This window comes from Granulicella aggregans (genome assembly GCF_025685565.1).
GTDB classification, from domain to species: Bacteria; Acidobacteriota; Terriglobia; order Terriglobales; family Acidobacteriaceae; genus Edaphobacter; species Edaphobacter aggregans_B.
Window position 1 is genome coordinate 1683973 of sequence record NZ_JAGSYE010000001.1, and the last position, 20476, is coordinate 1704448.

Consider the following 20476-nt stretch of genomic DNA (forward strand, 5'->3'; position numbering starts at 1 on the left):
CACGGACGTTCGGGTGCCCCATCCATCGCAGTCTCATCGCGATGGGTGGGACGTAAAACCTTCAGTCTTCATACACAATCGCCAACAGCTCCCCGGCCAGCTTATGCAGCGGCCTCAGCAGTGGAATCCCGGCGATCTTCAGCGTCACAAGCAACATCTTCAGCGTCTTCTCGTAGAGCGCCATGGTCTTCTTCTGCTCAGGGCTGCGGTCATAGACCCAAAAGAGGATCAGACCCATCTGGTACATCCACAGGAGACGTCCGAGGTAGGGCGAGACGCTTGGCGGAAGTTTGACCCCGCTGTCATGAGCGGCGCGCTCGAACGTAGCGATGTCTTCTTCCCGGATGGTCGCCGTCTCCTTCGAGAATGGCGAGAGCGGATGCTGCGGGTCGGTGTGCGCGGTGAGGGCGCTGAGTAGGCTGCGGTTCGGCTCGAAGTAGGAGAACTTCTTCGAGATGATCGCGCGCAGCCGCGCCTCGAGCGTCTTCGCGTGGTCCAGCTCAGCAGCAATATCGACCTGCATCTCGCGGTGGGAGCGCTCGTAGAACGCCATCACGAGGGCGTCCTTCGAGTCGAAGTAATAGTAGGCCGCTCCGGTAGCCACGCCTGCTTCGGTTGCGATCTCCCGCATCGTGGCCTTCTCAAATCCGCGCGCGCGAAAGACAGAGAGCGCGGCCTCAAGTATCCGGCCGCGCGTCTCTTCCGACTTCTTTAGCTTCTTCTCTTCCAATTAGACCCTCACGCCAAGCGGAGGCGGAGCCACCGGGTAGATCGTTGCCTCGGACCTTGCACGGCCCCGCATCTTTGCAAACACCATGATATTGAAGAAGTGCATTGCGCCGAGGATGAGCAGCACAACGCCGATCTTCACGCTCTCAAGCTCGATGATCTCGCGAAAGGTCGCCATCGCGCTCGCCGTCTTCAGCGCCAGGGCAATATAGCCCACGTTGATCAGGTAGAACCCGACCACCAGCAAGTGGTTCACGCTGTCCGCCAGCTCTGCGTTGCCGTGGAAGGCGTCGACCAGGAAGACCCTTCCGCTCTTGTGCAGTGTGCGCGCCACCCACACCGTAAGTCCAATGCTGATTGCCAGATAGCTGAAGTAGCAGATCGCAACATTCATGACTTCACCTCACATCTCATATTATGAACATGTTCAAATAAAGCGTAAGACGGGTTCAACGCGCTGTCAAGAGAATTGTGAACGTGTTCGAAAATAAAGAGAATAAGTGGGCCATCTTTCCTCGAAGGCGTGCGCACGCTCGTTTCACCCGGCGAACGCACTTCCGGGCGGCCATCTGCACTAAACTGGTTAGGACATGTCTTTAACCCAAGTGCACTACCTGAGTCCCGAAGATTTAGCCACGCCCGCCGCCGAAAACATGGTGCGCGTCACCTTCTTGCCTGAAGGAAAGACCGTTGAGTTTCCCTTTGGCAGCCTCGACTACGACGGCCACGGCCTGCCCATGTCCTTCCTCGATATCGCCGAGAACTACGACATCTTTCTCGACCACGCCTGCGGCGGGGCCTGCGCCTGCACCACCTGCCACATCTGGGTGAAGCAGGGCGCGAGCGGCATCAGCGAAGCGGAAGACCTGGAGCTTGACCGCATGGAGACGGCAGCGGACATTCAGTTGAACAGCCGCCTCGGCTGCCAGGCGGTCATCGAGAAGCCGGGCACCTACGTGGTTGAGATTCCCAAGTGGAACCGAAACTACGTGCAGGAAGGCAAGCCCTCCACCCCCTCGGCCTAAACTTCAGCCCATTTGACAGGAGAGAACGATGCCCCGCGAAATCACATGGACCGATGTGCTCGAAATCGGTATCCAGCTGCAAGAGAAGTTTCCCGAGACGGACCCGTACACAGTTCGCTTCACCGACCTTCACCGCTATGTCACCGAATTGCCGGGATTCGTGGGCGATCCGGCAAAGTCGAACGAAGGCATCCTCGAGGCCATCCAGACAGCCTGGCACGAGGAGTACGAGGACGCGAAGTAGGCAGTCGCCTAACTTTCAACCCAATATCGCCAGAATAAGGTAAGTTATGCGGATGGAACACATCATTGATGGCGTACTTCGCTTTCAGCGCGAGGTTCGTCCGAACAGCGAAGCTCTCTATCGGAAGCTTGCCATCGCACAGTCTCCGCAGGCGATGTTCATCGGCTGCGCGGACTCACGCGTCGTCCCCGAGATCTTCACCGCCCAGGATCCCGGCTCGCTCTTCGTCGTGCGCAACGCGGGCAATATCGTCCCGCCGAGCTCTACCGAACCCGGCGGCGTTACGGCCAGCATTGAATACGCGGTAGCGGTTCTGGGAATTCCGGACATTGTGATCTGCGGCCACTCTGGCTGCGGTGCGATGACGGCGATCCTGAACGGAGCCCAGAATCTTACGAAGCTCCCCGCGGTAGCGCGATGGCTGCGCTACTCGGACGCGGCGTTGAAGGCGGTGGATGCGGATCTGCCTGCTGCGTCGCTTGAGGCGCGGCTCGACGCGCTGGTCCGGGAGAACGTGCTGACCCAGCTGGACAATCTGCTGACCCATCCTGCGGTCTCGGATGCGATCCTGAACAAGCAGCTCCGCGTGCATGGCTGGGTCTACGACATTGGAACTGGCCGCGTAGACAACTACGACGCTCGTATCCAGCAGTTCGTGCCTCTCACGGCGGAGACCTTCGCGGACGCGACGCCGTTGGTCTGAACGAGCTCTCGGAGGCGCAGCCGGCTTCAGTTCTGCGGGAGCTAAAGCTCGCGAGGATTTTCATGGTGGTTTACCGCGGCCTAGAGGTCGCTGCTACTCCGCTTCGCCACTTCGCCTTTTGGAGTTGCGGGCTTCAGCGCGGGTCCAACGCATTCCGATGGGCGAAGGGGCTTTAGCCCCGGGCCTTGCGCCTTAGCAACTGCGCGGGCAGCTTCGACCGCGTTACGACCAAAACCCCGCCGCACACTGCCGCCCACACGATCGTGCCAATAGCGATGGCGAGGAAGTCGGCGCGATGCCCACGCGAGAGGTTCAGCGCTCTCAGGCATGCGGCAACTCCCGCATAGCCGAGCAGGCTTGCGAGCAGGGCCTTCCCGAGCTCTCCGTACTCCAATCCCTGAATATGCACGAGGCGGTATCTGTGCAGCAGGACTGCCAGCGTGACCACGCTGATGGCCATGCCGATGTCTGAAGCGATAGCCAATCCGGCCACGCCCATACCCTGGAAGAGCAGAGCGTAGATAGGGATGGAGATAAGCGTGACCGCCCATCCCGCTACGGCGGGCGTAAGCGTGTTGCCCGCTGCGTAAAAACTGCGGGAGTAGATGGCCTGCGCCGACCACACTGCGATTGAGATCGCGAAGATAGTGAAGTAACGAGAGGTCTCGGCTGCGTCGGTCGGGCTGAAGCGACCGCCACGAAAGAGGTCGATCAGCGGCATGGAGAGTGCCATCATCCAAGCTCCGGCCATCAGCGACGTTGCGACCACGCGCGAGACGGAGCGATTGACGGCGCTGGCGAAGTCCAAGGCCCGTCCCTGCGCAAAGAGTGAAGCGAAGAACGGCAGGGAAGCAGCTCCCGCGGCGGAGCCCAGGATCGTCATGGGAGCGTTGAATAGGCTCTTTGCCACACTCAGTTTCGAGATGCTGCCCGGCACCGAGGCCGCATAGTAATTGACGATCCACTTGTCGGCGTAGGTCAACGAGACCCCCACCATGAGCGGGAGGCTGAGCTTAAGCCATTCGCGGAACACAGGATGGCGTAGGTCAAAGATGAACTTGTACCGCCAGCCGTTACGATAAGCTCCGAACGCCGCGAAACCGGCAGGGCCAAGAACCATCCCCGCGACGACGCCATAAGCGAGCGAATCGATGCCGACGGAACGCGAGAGAAGGACTCCGCCCAGGATGATGCCGAGGTTATAGACCAGCGGCCCGAAGGCCTGATAGAGGAAGATCTTTCGCACCAGCAGCCGCGAGCCAAGCACGCCGCCCGCGAAGAAGAAGAGCTGCGCGGGAAGGATGATGCGGGTGAGGCGAGTGCAGAGCGCGGCGCTCTCAGGCGAGAAGTCGTGGAAGGCGAGGCGTGTGTATAGGGGAGCGAAGATCTCTGCGGCCAGTATGGCAACGCCCAGGATCGCCGCGACGCCATTCAGCACGATCAGCAGCGCGCGATCGGCTCCCGCCTCGTCGCCCTTTTGCCGATAGCGATTGAGGATGGTGATGAGCGAGATGGAAGCGACGCCGCCCACCAGAAAATAGCTGAGCATATCCGGCAATTGAAAGGCCGCATTGTAAGCGTCGGTCGCCGGGCTGGCTCCGAAAGTAACGTTGATGTATGCCGTGCGGACCAGGCCGAGTAGGCCCGACAGCAGGGTCGACGCCATCGTAATCAGTGTCGCGGAGAATGCGGTCTGGGTCTGCGACATGCGCAGCCACGCAAACCTGCCCGGATTACTCACCCATGCCAAACTCTAACTCTCCTGACCTATCCGGTGTAAACCTCCATTCTATCGGGCAGGGTCTGTGAAATCTGCGAGACTAGCGTGAGTGCCATGGAAAACCATCGTCTCCGGGTCTTTCGAGAAGTGGTCGAGCGGATGAGCTTTCGCAAAGCGGCGGAGGTGCTGCACCTCAGCCAGCCAGCGGTAAGCCAACAGATTCGCGCGCTTGAAGAGGAGTGCGGTGCGAGGCTGTTTGAGCGCGACGGCAACCAGATTGCCGTGACCGCTGCGGGCCGCGTTCTGCATGGATACGCGCTCTCTGCCGCCGCCCTGGTTGAAGAAGCGAAGACCGCGCTGGGAGCCTTGAATCATGTCGTCAGTGGCCAGCTTCGCGTCGGTGCGTCGACCACGATCGCCCAGTACATCCTGCCGCGCGTGCTGGGAGCGTTCCATCGTCAGCACCCACAGGTGCAGCTTTCGGTTTTGAGCGGAAACACCGAGGAGATCGTAGAGGCAGTCGTCGCGGAAGGCGTGGCGCTTGGTTTGATCGAAGGGCCGGCGATGAGGCGAGGACTTCGCGTGGAACCGCTGATGCGTGATCGCATGGTCTTGATTGCGAGCGGCAAAGGGCGGTCAGCAGAGGCCCAGTCGTCGATCTCCATCGAAGAACTAGCACGCCTGCCATTGCTGATGCGGGAGCGCGGCTCGGGCTCCCGTCGCGTGGTGGAGCGAGCTCTGAAACAGGCAGGCGTTGCCGTCAACTTGCTTCGTGCCGGGATGGAGCTTGACTCGACGGAAGCAATCTTGAGTGGCGTGGAAGCGGGACTCGGCGTGGGGTTCGTCTCTGAGAGCGCGATCGGGAAAGAACTGCGGCTGGGGACGGTTCGTATTGTCAACCTTCAGGGCGTCGTTATAGAACGCGACTTCAGCCTGATCTATCGAGCCGGCCAGGAGCCCGTTGGAGCAGCAGCGGCCTTCCGGCGCTTCGCAGCCTTCGATCTCCGAAGTTGACGCGTTTACGGTCATAAGAAATGCTAATGACCCATCTTAAAAATCGTCTCGACAACGCAACCCAGCAAGCGTCTTCTTGTAGCTGACATGATTCGTAATCTCTTCTATATCGGCATTATTCTCTCGGCCAGCGGGCTTATCTCGCCGCCGATCGCCCTTGCGGGCGGCCTGCTCTTCGGGCTGACCACCATCCACCACTTCCACGTCGAAAGCCGGAATCTTTCAAAGTTTTTGCTGCAGGCTGCCGTCGTCTGCCTCGGCTTCGGGATGAACCTGCAGGAGGTCGTCCACGCTGGCAAGTCCGGATTTCTCTACACGGCGATCAGCATCACCTTCGCCCTCTCACTCGGCGTCGTACTGGGCAAGCTGCTGAAGGTCCAGCAGACCCAGTCCCTCTTGATTGCCTTTGGAACGGCGATCTGCGGAGGCAGCGCGATTGCCGCCATCGGCCCGGTGCTTGAGGCGACCGAGGAAGAGATGGCGGTCTCGTTAGGCACGGTATTCGTGCTCAACTCGGTCGCGCTGCTCACCTTCCCCGCGATCGGCTGGGCAATGCACCTATCGCAAACGCAGTTCGGACTGTGGGCGGCGCTGGCCATTCACGACACCAGCTCGGTTGTGGGAGCGGGAGCGAAGTACGGGCCAACGGCGCTTGCAGTCGGCACGACGGTCAAGCTGGCGCGGGCTTTATGGATCGTCCCGCTGGCCATCGCGACTGCATCGATCCGGAAGAGCAAGACGCGCATTCACTGGCCCTGGTTCATCCTGTACTTCTGCGGAGCGGCGGTGCTGGCGACCTACGTTCCGCACCTCATTCCGCAATCGCTGCCTTTCTTCGCCGCGCTTAACCGGCTTGGCCGTGCGGCGCTCACCGTGGTCCTCTTCCTGATCGGTACGGGCATCACGCGCACGACGCTGCGCGAGGTGGGCGTGCGTCCCCTGATTCAAGGCATCACGCTCTGGATTGTGGTCGCGAGTCTGTCGCTTTACGCCATCGCCCGAGGATGGATCGCGCTTTAGGGCTATTCGATGTTGTCGAAGAGGCTGGCGAACTCGGGCTTCGTTGCAGCGGGCTTTGGCTTCACGGCCCGGATCGACTGCACCGCAGCCTTTGGCTTGGCTGCCGGGGCTTGCGACAGCATGGCAAGCAGCGACTGCATCTCGGCCCGCAGTGCTTGCAGCTTGCTTGAGATCGCGTCATTCGATTCAGGCTCGGCCGGAACTGCAGTAACCGCCGCAATCGAAGCCGCAGCCTGCGGCTCCTTCGAGCGAAGTTCGCCCTTCAGATACTGCCGGGCACCGGCGATCGTATAGCCCTCATCGTAGAGAAGCGTCTTGACGCGAAGCGCCATCTCCACATCGCGGCGACGGTAGAGGCGCTGCCCGGTGCCGCCCTTATTGGGCTTCAACTGCGGAAACTCGCTCTCCCAGAATCGCAGCACATAAGGAGCCACTTCGCACAGCTTCGCGACCTCGCCGATGCGGAAGTAGAGCTTGTCCGGGATCTCGCGCGCACCGGCTGGGCCGCCGCCCGAACGGGCCCGGTCCGCCTTCGCTCCGCTCCGAACTGGCTGACGCAATGCCATTGCAGACTCTCTCCGGTGCGGCGTTCTTGCAAGCCTGGTTCGCCGCCGTGCTTGCCAATAAGTATAGCGGCTGGTGTTCGGATTTATGAGCAGCGCTGAACCTGCGGCATTACCCTGAAAGATTCTGTGAACCGGCGAGCGCGCGATGGCGTATGTTGTCTCATACGTTTCGCGGAGGCACAGCATGTCCGGTTCCCACTCCAACCTCAGGCCAATCACCCTCTTGGTGCTCAGCGCTCTCTCCATCACCTTGATCCTCGGGTGCCGCGTCGAATCGAAGAAGAGCGAAAGCGGCAACGGCGACGACGTGAAGATCGCGACGCCGTTCGGCGGCATGTCCGTCAAGACCGATGACTCGGACGTCGTCAAGAGCACCGGGCTGCCGACCTACCCCGGCGCAGTTATCACGAAGAAGAAGAACAAGGACGACCACAACGACGGGGCCGCCGACATCAACATGAGCTTTGGAAGCTTCACGCTTCGGGTGAAGGCGGTGAGCTTCACCACGCCTGATCCTCCGGATCAGGTTCTGGCGTTCTACAAGAAAAGCCTGGCGCGCTTCGGAACGGTGATCCAGTGCAAGGACCACACGGCGGTGGGAACGCCGACGCGCACGCCGGACGGGTTGACCTGCTCCGACGATGAAAAGGACAGCCACGTCCACGTGGATGACGATGTGAGCGGAAAGACGGAGCTAAAGGCGGGTTCGAAGCAGCATCAGCATATCGTCGCCATCGACCCCGACGGGAACGGCACCAAGTTTGGACTGGTGGCGCTCGACCTGCCGGGGCACTTTACCTTTGGCGACAAGGATGACAAGGACAAAGACAGCGACGAAGGCAAGCAGTAAAAGGCAGCGAATAGCAGCAAGAATCAGGGAGTAGCAGCCAGCTTTAGCCCGCGGCAGGCAAGACCCTTGCGTGAGACGGGCTTCAGCCCCGGAGGGCTAACCCTAGCTGGCCTTCGCCAAAACGTCCAGGTGTACCGGGGCAATGCCCATTTTCAGCAGCCCAATCCTTTCGGCGGCAGCCGACGAAACGTCAATCACGTGGCCGGGGTCGAGAAGACCACGGTCGTTGATCCGCACAATCACGGAACGTCCGTTCTTCAGGTTCGTCACCTTCACTTTGGTTCCGAAAGGGAGGGTATTGCTGGCTGCCGTCAGCTTGCGGCAGTCAAAGCGTTCGCCGCTGGCGGTGCGGTGGCTGTCCAGCACCAGGCCATACCAGGTAGCGAGCCCTGAGGGGACATGCTTCAGCTTGGCGAAGCTGGCTTCTACGCGCTTCATAGTCAAAAGGCCCGGAGTCCGCGTAGGCACCGGCGGCGGGGGAGTCATCAGGGAGGTTGTTGGGGTGGGAGAGAGCTCACGATTCAGTGGAGCGGTTGGCGTGGTCTCAGGAGGGGTTACAGCCACCGGTTCGACCGGTTGGCCGAGTTGCGCGGCATTCACCAGCACGGTTCCTACAATCAGCGTCGAGCGCAGCGTTTCCAGAATCATCCATTCTCCATAAAGTACCTGCCGCAATTTGTGCGGCCCAACATCCAGTCACGGCTGGAACGTCTACAACGAACGTCCAGTTTACCAAACGAGCCGCCGAAAGTTACTCTCGAAGGTCATGTTTGCCCTGTCATTTGTGCAATTTGTAGGCAATCGCCAGAGCGAATCCGCCAAGTTAATAGGGTTGTACTGACACCTGCCCCATACTGAACTTGCCATGGCTCCGGTTCAGAGAGCCTGCGCCCACAGGACCTCATGTACCCCACCGCCGCGCCCTATTTTGTCTTCCTGGTCGCGGTCTGCCTCGTCTACTGGGCGGTTTGCCGGATTCGTGCCGCAAGGCTCGCGGTACTGCTCGTCGCCAGCCTCTTCTTCATCGCGAAATTCGGCCTCGGCTGCCTGTTGTTGGTGCCTGTCGCCGCGACTCTGGATTTCTTCTTCGGTCGCGGTATGGGCCGAAGCGAGTCGGCAACGATGCGGCGCGTTCTGCTGACATGCAGCCTGGTGTTGAACGTCGGCCTGATGGTCGCGGCCAAGGGGTTCGGCGCAAAGCTCGGCTGGCTCTTCACCTTCAGCCTCTCGTACTACTGCTTCCAGCAACTTAGCTACACGATCGACATCTTCCGCCGCGACGCCGAGCCGGAGGCGAACTTCCTGAACTACGTCTCAGCGGCCACGTTCTTTCCTTCGCTGACGGCAGGCCCGATCAACCGCCTGCCCGACCTGATCGATAAGCTGAAGAAGCCCTTCTCGCTCGACGACACCCGCAGTGCCCGCGCTCTTCTGCTGATCGCCTCCGGCCTTATCAAGAAGCTGCTCATTGCGCAGTTCCTCGCCGACAACCTCGTCAACAGCTTCCTCGACACGCCCAAGCTCTACAGCGGTTTCGAGGTTCTGGTCGCAGACTGGGGCTACGCCTTCCAGCTCTACTACGATTTTTCGGGTTATACGGACATCGCGATGGGCTCCGCGCTGCTGCTCGGCATCCCGGTGCCGGAGAACTTCCACCGGCCTTACAGCTCGGCCAATATTGCGGAGTTCTGGCGCAAGTGGCACATTACGTTCTCTCAATGGCTCCGCGACTACGTCTACTTCTCGCTGCCATCGGAGCGCCGTGTTGCCGCCGCGAAGTTCACCAACCCGGTCATCACCATGCTTTTGGGCGGTCTCTGGCACGGCTTCGGCTGGACGTTCCTCATCTGGGGAGCGATGCACGGCGTTGCTTTATCGGCAACACGCGCGTGGCAGGACTGGCGCAAGAAGCTCGGCAAGACGCCGACCGCGTTTGGGCGCTATGTGGCCGTCTTCTTCACCTTCCAGTTTGTCTGCGCGGCCTGGGTGTTCTTTCGTGCCGACTCCGCATCGGACGCGCTCGACGTCTTCAGCCGCATCGGCTCGATGACCTTCTCGGTCGAGCACATCTCGCTCGCCATCGTCCTCTATCTTGCCGCCGCAGTGCTGCTGCACATAGCTCCGGAGAGCTGGTTCGATGAGGCTGTCGCTCTCTTCAGCCGAACCCCCTTCATCCTTCAGGGAGCCGCGATCGCAGGCGTCGTTCTCGTCTTGCAGACCCTGGCCGGCAAGGGAGCCGCGCCGTTCGCTTACAGCAAGTTCTGATCACCATGAAGATACAAGTTGGACAGGCCGCATTTCCGATCAAGACAGCCCTCGCTGTCGCCACCATCGCACTGTCGCTGACGGCGTGGCACTGGCGTGTCGGCAAGGTCTCGGCTGTCTATCCGCCCGGTCTCGACTGGCACAGCCTATCCGCGGTGGGAGACCTGCCATGGCTGCATCGCCCGGCTCCAGCCAAGACGGTGACCCACTCGCCCGCCAAAGGGGCGGTCGGCACGGCGGCGCAGGCGCAGCAGCCGCCAGATGCGCTGCTGATCGACAACGCTGGTTCGCTCGATAAGTTTTACGCGTCGCTGGCGAAGCTTGATGCGCATTCTGCGCACTCGAGCGCCACGGTCGTTCACTTTGGCGATTCGCCTACGACCGCCGATTTGATCACCGGCGACGTCCGCCAGCAGCTTCAGCAGCGCTTCGGCGACGCCGGGCCGGGCTTCAACCTCATCGCCAAGCCGTGGGCCTGGTATCAGCATCGCGATATCGACGAGACCGACAAGGGATGGAAGTTCACCACTGCCGTCGGCCTGATGCGCGAAGGCCAGTTCGGCATCGGCGGCGTGGGTTTCGATGGCAGCAAAGACGCGTCCGCGCGGTACAAGTTCTCCGGTGCCAGCCCGGACTCTATGCAGTTGATCTGGAAGAGTCAGACCGGCGGTGGATCCGTCGCAGTCGATGCGGACGACAACGAGGTGGCAACCGTTTCGACCGCGACCCCGATCGATCAACTTCTCCAGGGAGCCCTTGCGACGCCCGAAACGCCTGTGGCGAAGCCGGTCGCAGTTTCGGCCCCGCAGTTCAAAGCCATCCAGCTTCCTGCCGGGACAAAGACCGTCTCGCTCAAGGTCACCGACGGCAACGTTCATCTCTACGGCGTGATCTTCGAGCGCCATCAGCCGGGCCTGACCTACGACAGCATCGGCCTCAACGGGGCGTCGATCACGGTGCTCTCCCGCGCCATCGCAAAGGACATGCTGAAGCAGAGCTTCGCGCATCTGCACCCGGACCTGATCGTCATCAACTACGGCACCAACGAGGCCGGCTTCGCCTCATTTATCGGCAAGCAGTACGAGGGCGAGCTTCGCCTGGCCATCGCCAGGGTTCACGAAGCGGCCCCCGATGCGTCCATCCTGTTGATGAGCCCGATGGACCGCGGCGAGCGCGGCGCGGGCAACGCCATCTCCACCATGGACACCATCCCGAAGATCGTCGACATCCAGCGACGCGTGGCTGCGGATACCGGCTGCGCCTTCTTCAACACTTTCCAGGCAATGGGCGGCGACGGCACCATGCAGCGCTGGTATGAGGGGAAACCCCGCCTCGTCGGAGGCGACCTGATTCATCCCACACCGCAGGGCGCGAAGATCGTCGCCACTGCGTTCGTCGACCAGATTCAGCAGGGCTACAAGCGGTATAAGTCCCGGATTGGTCTCGACACAGCGGCTGCGACGCCATCCGCCACGCAGGCAACCTCACCGATCGGCGAAAATAGATAGAGATGACCAGCCTTCCCCGATTTACCTGCGCCGTTCTGTTCGCTGCCGCTCTGCTTGGAGCAGGCACCTGCTCCGGCGTGGAGGCATCCGCGCAGACAAACTCCACGCGGAGACTTGTTCCACCGAAGAAGACAGCATCGAAGACGAAGAAGAAGACCGCTTCAGCGAAGTCGCGCGGGGCTTCTTCCGCGAGCGCGAAACATGCAAAGTCAACAAAGGTAGCCCCGAGTAAGACGAAGCGCCACCACGGTCCGCCGCTTACCGCGTACCGCACGGGGCACGGAGACAGCGGCGTAGGCACGACCAAGGTTCCAGCACCCTATACGGCCCCCGCGCCGTTGCCGTCCGTCGCCACAGGCCCAGCGCCGATCACACCTTCAAGCCTTCCGGGGCGAATCGAGTTTCCCGAACACCTCGACCACTTCTTCGCCCGGCTGAAGGATGAAGAGAGCGGCGACAACCAGCAGACCATACGTATCCTGCAGTTCGGCGACTCGCACACCGCAGCCGATATGTTCACTGGCCGCATGCGTTCGCTCTTCCAGCAGCGCTTCGGCAATGGCGGCGCGGGCTTTACGTATGCGGGGCACCCATTCGCGGGATACCGCATCCTCGGCACCAGCCGCGCCCAGAGTAGCGGGTGGATCGACGAAGGCGTTCACTTCACCAAGATCGTGAATACGGAGCTTGGTCTGGGCGGCGTTGCCAACACCTCGACGCACGCGGGCGATTCTATCGGCCTCGATGCTCCCTGCGCCCTGTTGCAGGTGCAGTACCTGAATCAGCCCGACGGAGGCAGCTTCTCGGTGACCGAAGATGGCAGAGAGCTCGGCCACGTCTCGACCGACAACCCGGTCTCCGCCGAGACCTTTGAATCACCCTGTACTTCGAGCTCCGAGAGCGGTCTGATTCATCACTTCCAGGTCGTCGCGGACTCCGGCCGTCCCGTCCGTCTCTTCGGAACCGTGACCGAACGGCCGGGAACCACCTATGAAGCTCTTGGCCTGAACGGCGCGGAGGCGGCGTTGATGCTGCGCTGGGACCAGCCCATCTTCACCAGCTACCTCAAGCAGCGCGACCCCAGCCTGATCGTCCTCGCCTATGGCACCAACGAGGCGAGCAACCACAACTGGACCTACGAGAGTTACAGCGAGGTAATGGGGAAGATCGTCGACATGCTCCATGCCACAGTCCCCGACGCATCGATTCTCGTCGTCGGCCCGCCGGACCGCAGCCTGCGCGTGGGGCGCCGCCGTTCTGCACATTGGCAGACCTTCGCCGCGACCGTTCACATCAGCGACGCGCAGCGCGATGTGTGCCGCACCCACGACTGCGCCTTCTGGGACTGGCGCGCACGCATGGGAGGCCTCGGAAGCATGAACCGTTGGGCCACCGAAGGGCTTGCCCAGCAGGACCATACGCACTTCACCAGCGCCGGATACATTCAGCTTGCCGACCTCTTCTACTCTGATATCATCGGCGCGTATGAGGTCTGGAAGGGGCTTCATCCAGCCGTTCCGCGTACCGTCTCTTCAGCCGCTCGCCAACCCTGAACCTTACTCCCCAACCGCAACTCCCCCAGCTGAAGGGCTGGACGAAGATGGCAGACCGCTCCCTCATTATCAAATCCATTCAGGCCGTATCCGCGTCGACAACCACCCCCGCTCCGGACGAGAGTCTCTTCGATGCCGGCCTGCTCGACTCCTTCACGCTGGTCGATCTCGCGAGCCAGCTAGAGACCAACTTTGGCGTCCAGATTCCCGACTCGGATTTGACGCCGCGAAAGTTCGACACCATCGAACGCATCGACGCCTACATCTCGTCGCGAGCGAAGTAGTCTTCTCCCATGAGCTACCTTCGAGCCTTTGGCAAATATCTTCCCGAGCGGGTCGTCTCGAACGACGAGCTTGCGGCAGCCCTCGAGGTTGAGCCCGCGTGGATTCTCAGCTCCTGCGGTATCGAGGAGCGGCGCTATGCGTGCGACTCCCAGAGCCTCGTGGACCTCGGCGTCGAAGCCGCGCTCGATTGCCTGAAGAACGCTGGCGCAGAAGCGGGCTCTATCGGCATTGTGCTTGTCTCAAGCGGCTCGCCGGATGTCTTCTGTCCCGGCCCGGCCAGCGCCATCGCGGCACGTCTCGGCCTAGGCGACACGCCGGCCATCGACGTCCCGATTGCAAGTGCTGGCTCTATCTCCGCGCTTGTTCTTGCAGAGTCTCTTGCCGCACGCTTCGGCAACGTGCTCGTTGTAGCCACCGAGGTGATGTCGCGCCGAATCCTGCGCACGCCCGAAGGAAAGAACAACGCCATCCTCTTCGGCGACGGCGCGGGCGCTTGCCTGGTGGGCCACGAAGATACTGGTTTTGCCCGCATCGAAGCCGTCGCGCTACACACGGACGGAGAGCGCGCCGGAGCCATTGTCGTCCGCGACGGGCAGTTCTCGATGGATGGAATGGCGGTCATCCGCCAGGCCAGCCAGAAGCTCCCATCTGTCATCTCGGAAGTCCTCGCGAAGGCAGGGATCGCCGCCGAAGAGCTGGCTGCAGTACTGATTCATCAGGCGAATCTGAACCTGCTCGACCGCGTGGCGAAGACGTTGAAGCTACTGCCAGATCGCCTGTTCACCAACATCCAACGCTACGGCAACACATCTTCGGCCTCCATGCTGATCGCTGCCGCCGAGTGGCGTGAGCGGACGCCCGAAGTCTCCGCGCCCATCGTGCTTGCCGCGTTTGGCGCAGGACTTACTTACGGCGCTGTCCTGGCCACACCCGTATCAAGGTAGATCGAGCTCCAAGGCTAAGCCTCACAAAAATCGTCATCTCGACCGGAGCCGCGCGGCACCATCGCGCGGCGCAGTGGAGAGACCCCCGTATCTAGTCTTTGTCTTTTTTGCTCTCGGCTTGGTTTCGGAAACTGCTACTTCAAGTTTTCAGACCGCCATAGGAGCTTGTTGAGATCCTCGGTCTTGCTTAGGGGCACGGCTTCAGCTGTGCCGTAAACGATTATTTGCAATGCGGCTTTGGCCGCTGGGGTGCGGCTTTCGCTTTGTTTCTGGCTTTTCAACAAGCTCAAAAGAAAAGCGCCATGCGGTGATGGCCGCATGGCGCTTTCTTTGTTGCTCGAAACGGTCAGTACTTCGGCATCGTCGGATCGATCTTCTCCGCCCACGCCAAAATCCCGCCCGTCAGATTCGAGACATTCGTGAAGCCTGCGTTCTTCAAGATCACCGCCGCCTTCTGGCTGCGCGCTCCTGACCGGCAATGGACGATGATCTCCTTGTCTTTCACCGACGCAAGCTCCGCGACACGGCCTTCAAGCGAGCCAACCGGGATCAACGGCGCACCAAGGTTCGCAATCGGATACTCATGCGGCTCGCGCACGTCGAGCACGAAGATATCTTCCTTCGCATCGAGCTTTCGCTTGAACGCTTCGACCGAGATCTGCGGAATGCCGTCGACGACTGGAAGATCGCCCACCGCCTGGTTCTGCGCCACTTCGAGCGGACCAACCTCGGTCGGTTTGGGCACGCCACAGAACTGGTCGTAGTCGATCAGCTCGGTGACCGTCGGGTGCGTGCCGCACACCGGGCAGTCGGGGTTCTTGCGCAGCTTCAGCGTGCGGAAGGTCATGCCAAGTGCGTCCACGAGCAGCAGTCGTCCGATCAGCGGGTCGCCGATCTTCAGGATCAGCTTGATGACCTCCGTCGCCTGGATGATGCCGACGAGCCCGGGCAGAATGCCGAGCACGCCACCCTCGGCGCAGGAGGGAACAAGTCCGGGCGGCGGCGGTTCGGGATACAAACAGCGGTAGCATGGGCCCTCTTCCGTGCCGAATACGCTGGCCTGGCCCTCGAAGCGGAAGATCGACCCGTAAGCGTTGGGCTTGCCCGTCAGCACGCAGGCGTCGTTGACCAGGTAGCGGGTCTGGAAGTTGTCCGTTCCGTCGGCGATGACGTCGAAGTCCTTGAAGATCTCGAGTGCATTCGCGCTGGTCAGCATGGTGTTGTACTTCACCACGTTCAGGTGCGGGTTGAGTCCCTTGAGCATGATCTCGGCGGAGTCGACCTTCAGCTTGCCGACCGTCGCGGTCGAGTGGATCACCTGGCGCTGCAGGTTGCTGGCGTCGACCGTATCAAAATCAACAAGCCCGATGGTGCCGACGCCTGCTGCCGCAAGATAGAGCGCGAGCGGCGCGCCGAGGCCGCCGGTACCCACGCACAGCACCTTCGCCGCCTTTAGCTTCTGCTGGCCCTCCATGCCGACTTCGGGCAGGATCAGATGGCGCGAGTAGCGGGCGATCTCGTCGTTCGAGAGCTTCGGAAGTTCTGTAGTGGTGAGTTCTTCAGTAAGAACTGGCATGGTGCTTGTCCTTCTTCTCCGCGTTCAGCGCGGAAGTTATGAAATTGTAATGGGAAAAGTTACAGATACACTCGACCGGCGCGGACCTTCAAAAGAAGTGGCCAGGAATGGTTACAAATTACAACAACAACCGCCAGCAATGGAGGGCGAGCCTCCGGCGATTGAGGGGATGATCGTCAGTTCGTCGTTCTCAGCCGCAACCGTCTCTTCCTTGTTGGGAAGGTAGCGAACGTCGTCGTCGTTCAGGTAGACGTTCACGAACGAACGCAGCTTGCCTTCGGCGGTGAACAGGTGATTGCGCAGTTCCGGGTAATTGGTGGCGAGCTGATCGAGCGTCGCTGCAACGGTTGCGCCGCCGACCTCGACCGTCTCCTTGCCGCCGGTGTAATTGCGGAGCGGCGTAGGGATGTGAATCTTCATGCTTCTCCTCTTTCCTTGCTGATCAACTCTTGTTGAGGCGTCTCGACAACAACGTCCTCGTCTTGAAATGCCTTGTTCTCTTCGCTCGTTCCGGTAAGCAGGAACGAGTTCGTCAGCACCGCCTTGCCCTTTTCGACGCTGGTGATGATGTAGCTGCAGCCCATCCAGTGCGCTTCGGCAAAGTCCGTCTGTGACCATTGTGCCGGATGATCGGGGTGCGAGTGATAAAAGCCGACGATATCGAAGCCCAGCCCGCGCGCCTGGCGCTGGATCTTCACCAGCTCCTGCGGCGCGATGTTGTACCGGTTGTGTGCGGAGTCTGTACGCGTATTGCCCGCGCGAACGATCAGGCTTACGCGGTTGCCCACTCCGGGCTCGTTTTTGCCGAGGAGCACGCCGCAACACTCATGCGGATAGGTCTCTTCGCCATGGGCGCGCAGGGCTCGAAAGTCTTCTTCAGAGATATGGATCATGCCGGTTCGCCCTCCTCCCAGAAACGTTCGCTGAGATACTTGTCCGCCGAGTCGCAGAGGATCGTCACGACGACCGCCTCGCGTCCTGCGGCGGCTTCCTGTTCCGCAATCTCGACCGCCGCAGCGACGTTGGCCGCGGAAGAGACGCCAATCAGCAGGCCGAGATGACGTCCCAGGTACTTTGCCATCTTGTAGGCGATCTCTGTGCCCATCTCGATGTTCTCGTCTGCGAGCTTCGGATCGTAGATCTTCGGCACGATCGCCGTCGCCATGTGCTTCAGCCCCTCGAGGCCATTGAACGGCGAGTTCGGCTGCATGGAGATGCACCGGATTGCCGGGTTCAGCTCCCGCAACCTCCGCGTGGTGCCCATGAAGGTCCCGCTGGTTCCCAGACCGGCGACGAAGTGGGTTACGCGTCCATTGGTCTGCTCCCAGATCTCTTCGGCTGTGGTGAAGTAGTGGGCCTTCCAGTTGTTGTCGTTCGAGTACTGGTCGGCGTAAAAATAACGATCGGGCTCAGCGGCGACCAACTCCCGGGCCTTGCGGATCGCTCCGTCGGAGCCGTCTGCGGCATTCGTCCAGACGACGTTCGCGCCGTAGGCCTTCAGAATCCTCTTGCGCTCGGGCGAGACGTTCGAAGGCACGCAAAGCGTGACCGGGAAGCCCAGCGCCGCCCCGAACATCGCGTAGGCGATGCCGGTATTGCCACTGGTAGCGTCAAGCAGACCGCGCTCTTTGCTGATCAGTCCCCTGGCCTGAGCGTCGGCAATAATCATCGAAGCAGCGCGGTCCTTCACCGATCCGCCAGGATTCGCCCACTCGGCCTTGCCGAGGATCTGCACGCCTGCCAACCGGGGGCTAAGTCCGTCAAGGCGCACCAACGGCGTCTTCCCGACCCTGTCGAGGACGCTAGTGCCAAGCGCGGTTGATGTTCTGACTACTGTTGCACTCATCGAAATCCTTGAAACCCTCTCAAAACCCGTCATCTCGACCGGAGCCATGCGATTTGATCGCATGGCGTAGTGGAGAGACCCCCGCATTTCGTCCTTTTTCTCAAACCGTCTCGAGACTCGAAATGCCGACCCACGTTGAACCTGAAATCGATCTATGCGACAGTTATTGAGTCTAGCTTATCGAAAACCCATGGCAAAAAAGACCACGCAGCGCAGCTTCAACGACGTCCTCTCGCTTCTGGGCGGTCAACGATTCGATGTTGCACCAGCCCAGGACGGTTCACGCCGCACCCCGGCCGGTTTTAAAGTCAGCAAATATGGCTGCGCGGCGGAGATCGCCGAAGCTCCTTCTGGTTCTGATGGCACGGTGCTGGTGCTGGCGCGCCCAGGCTGGCTGCTTGGCGGAGAGATCTCACGGCTGGTCGACAAGGGCTACCAGAAGTTCTTCAAGTCCAGCAAGATCGAGATTCCGGCGACCGCCGACCATCTCCGCGCGCTGCATACCTTTACTGAGGAGCTGAACGAGGCGACCGGGTCGGCTACGCTTTACAACCAGTCGCTTGGGACTACGAGCGATAGCTATCACTACGACCGGGTCAAGGGCCGGGAGTAGTAGACCGTTACTTTCGGCGGTTCTGCTCGCGCTGGAGTTCTCGGTAGGCCTCGCTCTTCCCGAGTCCGCGCGTTTTGGCCGCTCGCTTCAGCGCCGCCATCTCGCTTAGACCTTCGGCTTTGATGAGGGCTGCCACTTCGTCCGCGATGCTTCCCGCGACTACGTCTGAAGCCGCGACGGGGGCCAGCATCAACACCATCTCTCCGCGAACGCTCGCTCGCCCCGCCAGTTCTGCGCGGACCTCCGCCACCGTACCTCGCAGAAACTCCTCATGCAGCTTGGTCACTTCGCGTGCCAGTACGACCCGCTCTGACCCTCCGAAGACCGCCTCAATATCCGCCAGCGCCTCCAGAATCCGGTGCGGCGTCTCGTAGAAGATCTGCGTTGACCCATCCCGTGGCAGCTCTTCCAGAACCGTCTTCCGCGCTCCCGCCTTCGACGGCAAAAAGCCGCGGAAGGCAAATCGCTCCGTGCCCAGGCCGCTCGCAATCAGCGCTGAAAGCGCCGCGTTCGCTCCAGGGATGGGGAAGACGGGAACCCCGGCGGCGATTGCTGCGCTTGCGATCTGGCTGCCCGGATCGGCGATGCCGGGAGTTCCGGCGTCGCTCACGACAGCGATCCGCGCACCGGCCTTCAGCTCCGCCGTAAGCTCTTCCGCCCTAGAGTCTTCGTTGTGCATGTGGTAGCTGACGGTCGGAGTCTTGATGCCGAAGTGGTTCAGCAGCTTCTGCGTCTGCCGGGTGTCCTCGCAGGCGATGCGGTCGGCCTCACGCAGCACACGGAGTGCCCGTAGCGTGATGTCTTCCAGGTTGCCGATGGGCGTCGCGACGAGATACAGCCCAGGAGCGAGCGGCCCCGCCTTACGCTGAAGAACGGGCTCTTCTATTTCAGCCTCAGTGTGCTGTGCCTCGTCCACTTCGATCAGTCCTGGTCCTGCTGGCTGGCGCGGGCGTTGCGCTCCTGCAGCTTCTTCGACTGGTTCAGGATGCTCATGGACTGCGAGAGGTTCTGCGGCGTGATGATGCCGATGACGCGCTCACCTTCGACCACCGGCACCAACTGGGCACCGACGCCTGTAGTGATTCGCTGCAGCGTCTTCAGCAGGGAGTCGTTGGGTTGGGCGGTGTGGAAGCTGCGCGTCATCACGCCCTGTACGTAGCCGTTGCCGTCCGTCTGCAGCGCCTCGAAGATGCCCTGCCGAGAGACCGCTCCGACGAGATTGCCTGCACGCACGACCGGAAAGACGTCCTGTAGCGAGTGGATCGCCTGTTCCAGCGCATCTTCCAGCGTCGCCGACGCAGACAGCGTCGTGAACTCGGTCAGCATGACGTCCTTCATGCGAACGCTGTCCACCTTGGTCTGCAGCAGCACGCCCTGGTCCTCAAGATGCGCTGCGACCAGAACAAAGATGCCGATCAGCATCAACACCAGGTTCACCAGCACGATGCCCATGATGACCATGCCGATGGCCAGGTACTGGCCGAACTTGATCGCCTGCTGTGCGCTGGCGACCCCACCGCCGGCACTCGAAAATCCGCCACGCAGGACCCGCCCGCCGTCGAGCGGCGCGACGGGAAGGAAGTTGATTGCGCCCAGCAGAACCTGCGTCCAGGCGAACGAGCGGAGAAGCGCGTCCGGGGTAACCCAGGGGCGGTCGAGCAGACCCAGCCCCGGCGAGATTCCTGCCATCACACCGAAGAGGATCAGGCCGGTCGCGATGTTTGCCAGCGGGCCGACGACGGCCATGCGCTTCTCGATGGCCGGTTTCGCTGCCCGCGCGGTGTCATCCTGCGTCGCGTAAGTCGGGAGTCCGCCAGTAGGCAGCAGAAGGATGCTGCGAAGTTCAAGGCCAAAGGAAGCAGCGGCGATGGCTCGCGCGATCTCGCGTATCACCACTGCGAAGAGCAACATCAACCAGAGAGTGAAGCCGCGCGCGCTTGAACTCCCGGTTGCCGTGGCAAAGGTGATCGACGTTCCCAGCAGGAGCAGGAAGAACGCATGAAAGCGCACCTCCA

24 protein-coding genes are annotated in these 20476 nt (G+C 61.3%); 12 read left to right on the forward strand and 12 right to left on the reverse strand.

Annotation, left to right across the window (positions count from 1 at the left end):
• Nucleotides 1-61: 61 nt before the first annotated feature.
• Both OHL18_RS06655 and OHL18_RS06660 read right to left on the reverse strand, forming a co-directional pair.
• Nucleotides 62-730, reverse strand: a complete 669-nt coding sequence (locus OHL18_RS06655; RefSeq protein ID WP_263374035.1) for a TetR/AcrR family transcriptional regulator — start codon at nucleotides 728-730, stop codon at nucleotides 62-64.
• The gene (locus tag OHL18_RS06660; protein WP_263374036.1) at nucleotides 731-1123 is read right to left on the reverse strand and encodes a hypothetical protein; all 393 of its coding nucleotides are present in this window, start codon (nucleotides 1121-1123) and stop codon (nucleotides 731-733) included.
• A gap of 196 nt (nucleotides 1124-1319) precedes the next feature.
• Between OHL18_RS06660 and OHL18_RS06665 the strand changes: the two genes are divergently transcribed.
• Genes OHL18_RS06665 through OHL18_RS06675 form a run of 3 tightly spaced genes read left to right on the forward strand, consistent with a single transcriptional unit; the run spans nucleotide 1320 to nucleotide 2701 of the window.
• Entirely contained in the window at nucleotides 1320-1754 is a 435-nt protein-coding gene (locus tag OHL18_RS06665) for a 2Fe-2S iron-sulfur cluster-binding protein (RefSeq protein ID WP_263374037.1), read from the forward strand.
• A 28-nt stretch (nucleotides 1755-1782) separates the two neighbouring features.
• Nucleotides 1783-1998, forward strand: a complete 216-nt coding sequence (gene iscX / locus OHL18_RS06670) for a Fe-S cluster assembly protein IscX (RefSeq protein WP_263374038.1) — start codon at nucleotides 1783-1785, stop codon at nucleotides 1996-1998.
• A gap of 52 nt (nucleotides 1999-2050) precedes the next feature.
• Entirely contained in the window at nucleotides 2051-2701 is a 651-nt protein-coding gene (locus OHL18_RS06675; RefSeq protein ID WP_263374039.1) for a carbonic anhydrase, read from the forward strand.
• A 172-nt stretch (nucleotides 2702-2873) separates the two neighbouring features.
• Here the strand turns inward: OHL18_RS06675 and murJ are convergent, their stop codons facing one another.
• On the reverse strand, nucleotides 2874-4442 hold the full coding sequence (murJ, locus tag OHL18_RS06680; RefSeq protein ID WP_263374604.1) for a murein biosynthesis integral membrane protein MurJ: 1569 nt from the start codon (nucleotides 4440-4442) through the stop codon (nucleotides 2874-2876).
• A gap of 93 nt (nucleotides 4443-4535) precedes the next feature.
• Here murJ and OHL18_RS06685 point away from each other — a divergent pair, with 93 nt between their 5' ends.
• Both OHL18_RS06685 and OHL18_RS06690 read left to right on the forward strand, forming a co-directional pair.
• A complete protein-coding gene (locus OHL18_RS06685) occupies nucleotides 4536-5435 on the forward strand; it encodes a LysR family transcriptional regulator (protein WP_263374605.1) in 900 nt (299 codons plus the stop codon).
• Nucleotides 5436-5522: 87 nt separating this feature from the next.
• Nucleotides 5523-6455: a YeiH family protein gene (locus OHL18_RS06690; RefSeq protein ID WP_263374040.1), complete on the forward strand. Its 933-nt coding sequence runs from the start codon at nucleotides 5523-5525 to the stop codon at nucleotides 6453-6455.
• A 2-nt stretch (nucleotides 6456-6457) separates the two neighbouring features.
• Here the strand turns inward: OHL18_RS06690 and OHL18_RS06695 are convergent, their stop codons facing one another.
• Entirely contained in the window at nucleotides 6458-7021 is a 564-nt protein-coding gene (locus tag OHL18_RS06695; RefSeq protein ID WP_263374041.1) for a MerR family transcriptional regulator, read from the reverse strand.
• A gap of 184 nt (nucleotides 7022-7205) precedes the next feature.
• Between OHL18_RS06695 and OHL18_RS06700 the strand changes: the two genes are divergently transcribed.
• Nucleotides 7206-7871, forward strand: coding sequence for a hypothetical protein (locus OHL18_RS06700; RefSeq protein WP_263374042.1), 666 nt, complete (start codon nucleotides 7206-7208; stop codon nucleotides 7869-7871).
• A gap of 102 nt (nucleotides 7872-7973) precedes the next feature.
• Here the strand turns inward: OHL18_RS06700 and OHL18_RS06705 are convergent, their stop codons facing one another.
• Nucleotides 7974-8519, reverse strand: a complete 546-nt coding sequence (locus tag OHL18_RS06705) for a septal ring lytic transglycosylase RlpA family protein (protein ID WP_263374043.1) — start codon at nucleotides 8517-8519, stop codon at nucleotides 7974-7976.
• Nucleotides 8520-8774: 255 nt separating this feature from the next.
• Between OHL18_RS06705 and OHL18_RS06710 the strand changes: the two genes are divergently transcribed.
• From OHL18_RS06710 to OHL18_RS06730, 5 genes are read left to right on the forward strand one after another with little or no spacing between them, the layout of a single operon-like run.
• A complete protein-coding gene (locus OHL18_RS06710) occupies nucleotides 8775-10136 on the forward strand; it encodes an MBOAT family O-acyltransferase (RefSeq protein WP_263374044.1) in 1362 nt (453 codons plus the stop codon).
• Between the two features lie 5 nt (nucleotides 10137-10141).
• Nucleotides 10142-11644, forward strand: coding sequence for a GDSL-type esterase/lipase family protein (locus tag OHL18_RS06715; RefSeq protein WP_263374045.1), 1503 nt, complete (start codon nucleotides 10142-10144; stop codon nucleotides 11642-11644).
• Nucleotides 11645-11646: 2 nt separating this feature from the next.
• Nucleotides 11647-13197, forward strand: a complete 1551-nt coding sequence (locus tag OHL18_RS06720) for an SGNH/GDSL hydrolase family protein (RefSeq protein WP_263374046.1) — start codon at nucleotides 11647-11649, stop codon at nucleotides 13195-13197.
• Nucleotides 13198-13244: 47 nt separating this feature from the next.
• The gene (locus tag OHL18_RS06725; protein WP_263374047.1) at nucleotides 13245-13481 is read left to right on the forward strand and encodes an acyl carrier protein; all 237 of its coding nucleotides are present in this window, start codon (nucleotides 13245-13247) and stop codon (nucleotides 13479-13481) included.
• 9 nt (nucleotides 13482-13490) lie between these two features.
• Nucleotides 13491-14426: a 3-oxoacyl-ACP synthase III family protein gene (locus OHL18_RS06730; protein ID WP_263374048.1), complete on the forward strand. Its 936-nt coding sequence runs from the start codon at nucleotides 13491-13493 to the stop codon at nucleotides 14424-14426.
• Between the two features lie 134 nt (nucleotides 14427-14560).
• Here OHL18_RS06730 and OHL18_RS06735 read toward each other — a convergent pair whose 3' ends face one another.
• The 5 genes from OHL18_RS06735 to OHL18_RS06755 form a co-directional block, all read right to left on the reverse strand.
• Nucleotides 14561-14812: a hypothetical protein gene (locus OHL18_RS06735; protein WP_263374626.1), complete on the reverse strand. Its 252-nt coding sequence runs from the start codon at nucleotides 14810-14812 to the stop codon at nucleotides 14561-14563.
• Nucleotides 14773-16002, reverse strand: coding sequence for a molybdopterin-synthase adenylyltransferase MoeB (gene moeB, locus OHL18_RS06740; protein ID WP_263374049.1), 1230 nt, complete (start codon nucleotides 16000-16002; stop codon nucleotides 14773-14775). The genes OHL18_RS06735 and moeB overlap by 40 nt, the downstream gene beginning before the upstream one ends.
• A 111-nt stretch (nucleotides 16003-16113) precedes the next feature.
• Nucleotides 16114-16422, reverse strand: coding sequence for a MoaD/ThiS family protein (locus OHL18_RS06745; RefSeq protein ID WP_263374050.1), 309 nt, complete (start codon nucleotides 16420-16422; stop codon nucleotides 16114-16116).
• Nucleotides 16419-16895: a M67 family metallopeptidase gene (locus tag OHL18_RS06750; RefSeq protein WP_263374051.1), complete on the reverse strand. Its 477-nt coding sequence runs from the start codon at nucleotides 16893-16895 to the stop codon at nucleotides 16419-16421. The genes OHL18_RS06745 and OHL18_RS06750 overlap by 4 nt, the downstream gene beginning before the upstream one ends.
• Nucleotides 16892-17848 (reverse strand): PLP-dependent cysteine synthase family protein, encoded by a 957-nt coding sequence (locus OHL18_RS06755; RefSeq protein ID WP_263374052.1) that lies wholly within the window; start codon nucleotides 17846-17848, stop codon nucleotides 16892-16894. Before OHL18_RS06755 ends, OHL18_RS06750 begins: the two co-directional genes overlap by 4 nt.
• Before the next feature lie 190 nt (nucleotides 17849-18038).
• Between OHL18_RS06755 and OHL18_RS06760 the strand changes: the two genes are divergently transcribed.
• Nucleotides 18039-18461 (forward strand): hypothetical protein, encoded by a 423-nt coding sequence (locus OHL18_RS06760; protein WP_263374053.1) that lies wholly within the window; start codon nucleotides 18039-18041, stop codon nucleotides 18459-18461.
• A gap of 7 nt (nucleotides 18462-18468) precedes the next feature.
• On the opposite strand, the gene rsmI is transcribed toward OHL18_RS06760, so the two are convergent.
• Complete coding sequence (gene rsmI, locus OHL18_RS06765; protein ID WP_263374606.1) at nucleotides 18469-19347, reverse strand: 16S rRNA (cytidine(1402)-2'-O)-methyltransferase; 879 nt, start codon at nucleotides 19345-19347, stop codon at nucleotides 18469-18471.
• A gap of 35 nt (nucleotides 19348-19382) precedes the next feature.
• Nucleotides 19383-20471, reverse strand: coding sequence for a CBS domain-containing protein (locus tag OHL18_RS06770; RefSeq protein ID WP_263374054.1), 1089 nt, complete (start codon nucleotides 20469-20471; stop codon nucleotides 19383-19385).
• Nucleotides 20472-20476 lie beyond the last annotated feature (5 nt).

Coding starts and splice junctions, on each gene's coding strand:
- moeB (WP_263374049.1), bottom strand. CDS start 16,002: ATGCCAGTTCTTACTGAAGAACTCACCACTACAGAACTTCCGAAGCTC.
- OHL18_RS06755 (WP_263374052.1), bottom strand. CDS start 17,848: ATGAGTGCAACAGTAGTCAGAACATCAACCGCGCTTGGCACTAGCGTC.
- OHL18_RS06710 (WP_263374044.1), top strand. CDS start 8,775: ATGTACCCCACCGCCGCGCCCTATTTTGTCTTCCTGGTCGCGGTCTGC.
- OHL18_RS06715 (WP_263374045.1), top strand. CDS start 10,142: ATGAAGATACAAGTTGGACAGGCCGCATTTCCGATCAAGACAGCCCTC.
- OHL18_RS06685 (WP_263374605.1), top strand. CDS start 4,536: ATGGAAAACCATCGTCTCCGGGTCTTTCGAGAAGTGGTCGAGCGGATG.
- OHL18_RS06745 (WP_263374050.1), bottom strand. CDS start 16,422: ATGAAGATTCACATCCCTACGCCGCTCCGCAATTACACCGGCGGCAAG.
- OHL18_RS06705 (WP_263374043.1), bottom strand. CDS start 8,519: ATGATTCTGGAAACGCTGCGCTCGACGCTGATTGTAGGAACCGTGCTG.
- OHL18_RS06695 (WP_263374041.1), bottom strand. CDS start 7,021: ATGGCATTGCGTCAGCCAGTTCGGAGCGGAGCGAAGGCGGACCGGGCC.
- OHL18_RS06665 (WP_263374037.1), top strand. CDS start 1,320: ATGTCTTTAACCCAAGTGCACTACCTGAGTCCCGAAGATTTAGCCACG.
- OHL18_RS06660 (WP_263374036.1), bottom strand. CDS start 1,123: ATGAATGTTGCGATCTGCTACTTCAGCTATCTGGCAATCAGCATTGGA.
- OHL18_RS06760 (WP_263374053.1), top strand. CDS start 18,039: ATGGCAAAAAAGACCACGCAGCGCAGCTTCAACGACGTCCTCTCGCTT.
- OHL18_RS06700 (WP_263374042.1), top strand. CDS start 7,206: ATGTCCGGTTCCCACTCCAACCTCAGGCCAATCACCCTCTTGGTGCTC.
- OHL18_RS06725 (WP_263374047.1), top strand. CDS start 13,245: ATGGCAGACCGCTCCCTCATTATCAAATCCATTCAGGCCGTATCCGCG.
- iscX (WP_263374038.1), top strand. CDS start 1,783: ATGCCCCGCGAAATCACATGGACCGATGTGCTCGAAATCGGTATCCAG.
- OHL18_RS06720 (WP_263374046.1), top strand. CDS start 11,647: ATGACCAGCCTTCCCCGATTTACCTGCGCCGTTCTGTTCGCTGCCGCT.
- OHL18_RS06730 (WP_263374048.1), top strand. CDS start 13,491: ATGAGCTACCTTCGAGCCTTTGGCAAATATCTTCCCGAGCGGGTCGTC.
- OHL18_RS06690 (WP_263374040.1), top strand. CDS start 5,523: ATGATTCGTAATCTCTTCTATATCGGCATTATTCTCTCGGCCAGCGGG.
- OHL18_RS06675 (WP_263374039.1), top strand. CDS start 2,051: ATGGAACACATCATTGATGGCGTACTTCGCTTTCAGCGCGAGGTTCGT.
- OHL18_RS06750 (WP_263374051.1), bottom strand. CDS start 16,895: ATGATCCATATCTCTGAAGAAGACTTTCGAGCCCTGCGCGCCCATGGC.